Here is a 3510-nt window from a genome sequence, read left to right as displayed (position 1 = left end):
TCCGGGACAGCTGCTCGGTCACGCGCCTGGCGTTGGCCGGGGTGAGGATCAGGTCGGACAGCTGCGGCCGCTCGCCCCGCGACAGCCGCCGCGCGCCCTCGGCGAGTACGCCGCCGGCAACCCCGCCCGCCATCTGGCCGAGCGACAGAAAGCGCGACAGCCGCGCCGTCGGCACGCGACGATAGGTGGCTTCGCTCATCTCAATCTCCTCTGCAGCGCCGGTCGCCAGCGCAAGAAGTGCATGTAGAGCCGCTCCAGCAGCCGTTCGACCAGGCCGAGACGCGCGAGCAGCCCCAGCGGCCGCAACAGCGGAATGGCGCGCCACATCGCCGCGAAGGCGGCCGCTCCCGACAGCATCCGCCCCCGCTCTTCGGCATGAAAGCGCGCGAGCAGCTCCGACCGGTCGAGCGGGCAGCTGGACGAAGGATCGGCGACATCGACGAAACGGATATGCGCCTTGCGGTCAAGCCGGCGCATCAGCGCAATCTCCCGCGTACAGAGGGGACAGGCGCCATCATACCAGACAGTCACGGCTGGGGCGCTCGCGTCGACGGCGCTGCTGGAAAGGTCAGCCATGGGTCCGCCATGCACCCTGCCCGGCTCCACGGCGACCTGCCCGTTGGGCCATTGCCGCTCGCCTGCCCCAAAGACCATGTTGCTCATCGCAGGCTCAACGCCACGGTCCGGCGATGGCTCCGACTTCGCTCCCCCGCGCGCTCGTCCTGTTCGGCCTGTCCGGCATCCTGCCGCAGGCGCTGTGCGTCGTCATGGCACTGGGCGGCGGGGAAGGCCGCTGGATCGCGCTCGCGGCCGGCTGCCTTTATGCCGGTCTGATCCTGTCATTCCTCGGTGGCCTGTGGTGGATGGCGGCACTGCTCGCGAATGAGCGCGCGAGCTGGCCCTATCTGCTGGCGGTCTTGCCGAGCCTGGCGGCCTGGGCCACTTTCCTGCCCTGGTGCGTCGGCTGGCGCTGGCCCGGCCCCTCCCTCGTCATCCTCGGCCTGCTGCTGCTCGGCTCGCCCTTCGTCGATCGCCTGCTCGCCCGACGCTATGCCGTGCCCGAAGGCTGGATCGGCCTGCGAATCCGTATGGCGACGGGTTTGGGGGTGCTGACGCTCGTGCTCGCAATTGCCTAGTCGATCGGCTCGACGTCGACGGCCACGTCTATCTTCTGACCATCCTGACCGGTGAAGACTCCGTCGATCGGGGCAACGTCGGCATAGTCGCGGCCCATGGCGGTCACGATATGGTCGCTGCCGACCAGGCAGGCATTGGTCGGGTCGAAGCCGATCCAGCCACGCGCCGGACCGCACCAGATCACGACCCAGGCATGAGTCGCATCGGCGCCGACGAGGCGCGTCTTGCCCGGCGGCGGGATCGTGCGCAGGTAGCCCGATACATAGGCCGCCGGAAGCCCGACGCCGCGCAGGCCCGCAATCATGATCTGGGCGAAGTCCTGGCAGACGCCATGCCGCTTCTCGAACGCCTCGATCGGTGCGGTATCGACCGCCGTGGCGCTGCCATCATAGGTGAAATTGGCGTGAATCCGCGTGGCGAGCGCAAGCCCCGCTTCCACGATCCCACGATCCGCCGCCAGATCCTCCGCGCACCAGGCGGTGATCTCGGGATCGAGCGGGATCGACGGCGAAGGGTAAATATAATTGGCTGGTCCTTCCGGCCCAAGATCGGTCGAGGCGCGCACGAGCGCCGCGATCTCGGCGATCGTCGGATCGTCCGTACGGGGCTCAGGCGTCGGTCGGTCGACATCGATCCGGAAGATGCTCTCGATCACGATCTCGCGCGAGGGCTTGTCGACCACCATGCGGGTGACATGGCCCAGATAGCCGATCGGCTTGGTACCGACGATCCGCGCACCGGCGGACAGTTGCAGGCGATGATCGTGCACGGTCTGCCCCGACCACTCGACCGGCTGCAACCGCAGGTTGCACCGGGCGAAGGCGACCGGATGGGCATAGCGGAAGCGGGTGCGGTGGCTGACCTTGTAGCGCATTATCATCTCGATCAGGCCCCCGATCAGGCCAATGTCATGCCGGCCATGCGCAGGCCCTCGCTGCCCTGCAGGAAGAAGCGGCTGCCGATCGCATTGGACAGGTCCGACAGCATATTCTCGATCCCCAGCATTGTCGCAGCGTCGAGCGTATCGGCGGTCGCCGTGCGGATCGCCGCGTCGATGCGGTAGAAGATCATCTGGTGCGGCTCCGCCATGCCATCATCGCCGAGCGCGGGAAGCTGGCCGAAATGCAGCGCCATCTTCTCGAGCTGATAGGCGACCGAGCGCGGGTTGAAGGGGTCGAGCGCCACCAGGTCGCGCACCGGTTCGAGCGACAGGCCGGTCAGATAACGCGCGCGATAGCTGATCTGGCTGTCACACAGGTCGAGCAGCGTCGTCAGGTCGTCCGACGAGGCATCGTCGCCACCGAAACAGCGCACCAGACGGCAGCCCCACAAGGCGCGTTCGATCCGGCGACCGAGATCATGGAAGCGCCAGCCGGCCGTGCGGCCCATATTCTCGGCCGCAAGCCCCGCCAGCGCCAGGAAGCGCTCCTGCAATTCGATCGCACGGGCCAGCGTCGCCTCGGCATCCTCGGACTGCGCCTTGGGCAGCGGCGCATCGACGAGCCGCCACACATCGGCCGACAGCCGGTCGCGCGTGCCGCTGGCGATGCTGCGGGCGTGGCGCATCAGCGTCGCCACGCTCGCCGGGCTGTCGCCATCGAGCGCCAGCAGCGCCAGCTCGCGCAGGTCGTGCGTTTCGCCGATATCCTCGGCGAACAGGTCGTCTTCATCCTCGTCATCTTCGTGAACGAGGGGTGCCGCAGCCCCGCAGGCTATCAGCATGTTGCCTAGCCGGTCGAGCGTCAGCGGGACCAGCGCAGCCCCGCCATCGGCCACTATCGATCCGCCCAGCGTCGCGCGGATCAGGCGCAGCGTCGCTTCGCCACGCTCCAGATAGCGACCGAGCCAGAAGAGATTGTCGGCTGCCCGGCTCGGCAGCGTGCCGGGATTGCGCCGGATCGGCAGCTTCTGCGGCAGCAGCGACACGGGTTCAACCGCGCGGTTGCCGACTATGCAGACATCGGCCGAGAAGGCCCCCTCGCCCATCACCGTCGCGCGGGCGTCGGACTCGTCACCGATCCGCGCGAAGCCGCCGGGCATCACCGTCCATTCGCCATTGGCGTCGCGTGCCGCGAACACGCGCAGCGTGAAGGGGCGCGGCACCAATTGTCCGTCGAGCACCACCGGCGCGGTCGACAGGTGCACATCCTCCAGCCCGACATAGTCCATCGGCCGCCGGCGCATATCCTCGACCAGCCTGGCGCGGTCTTCGTCCGAGAGCGTCGAGGCGAGAACCGGGCGTCCGCGCTTCAGCCCGACCGGAGTTTCGCTGAAGGCGGGCGCGATCAGCAGTTCGTCGAGCCGCGCTTCGACCTGCGCGCGGGGTACGTCCTGCCCGCACCACCATGTCGCGATGTTCGGCAGGATCAGATC

The 3510-nt window shown here is 68.3% G+C and carries 4 protein-coding genes and 1 pseudogene; 1 reads left to right on the top strand and 4 read right to left on the bottom strand.

What is annotated here, in order from left to right:
* Both KAY22_RS26340 and KAY22_RS26335 read right to left on the bottom strand, forming a co-directional pair.
* A pseudogene (locus KAY22_RS26340) lies at positions 1–199 on the bottom strand (AarF/ABC1/UbiB kinase family protein); the annotation flags it as partial.
* Positions 196–576 (bottom strand): DUF393 domain-containing protein, encoded by a 381-nt coding sequence (locus KAY22_RS26335; protein ID WP_296626044.1) that lies wholly within the window; start codon positions 574–576, stop codon positions 196–198. The pseudogene KAY22_RS26340 and the gene KAY22_RS26335, both read right to left, overlap by 4 nt.
* A 113-nt stretch (positions 577–689) precedes the next feature.
* On the opposite strand from KAY22_RS26335, the gene KAY22_RS26330 reads away from it, so the two are divergent.
* Entirely contained in the window at positions 690–1136 is a 447-nt protein-coding gene (locus KAY22_RS26330) for a DUF3429 domain-containing protein (RefSeq protein WP_296626043.1), read from the top strand.
* Here the strand turns inward: KAY22_RS26330 and KAY22_RS26325 are convergent.
* Together KAY22_RS26325 and KAY22_RS26320 are read right to left on the bottom strand one after the other, a co-directional pair.
* Positions 1133–2011, bottom strand: a complete 879-nt coding sequence (locus KAY22_RS26325) for a transglutaminase family protein (protein WP_296626042.1) — start codon at positions 2009–2011, stop codon at positions 1133–1135. The two genes, KAY22_RS26330 and KAY22_RS26325, sit on opposite strands and share 4 nt — an antisense overlap.
* 23 nt (positions 2012–2034) lie before the next feature.
* The coding region (locus KAY22_RS26320; RefSeq protein WP_296626041.1) for a circularly permuted type 2 ATP-grasp protein at positions 2035–3510 on the bottom strand (1476 nt) is incomplete at its 5' end.

The organism is Rhizorhabdus sp. (assembly GCF_018006725.1).
Classification (GTDB): domain Bacteria; phylum Pseudomonadota; class Alphaproteobacteria; order Sphingomonadales; family Sphingomonadaceae; genus Rhizorhabdus.
Note: the sequence above shows the minus strand (reverse complement) of the source record. Positions and strands in the feature narration are given on the sequence as shown.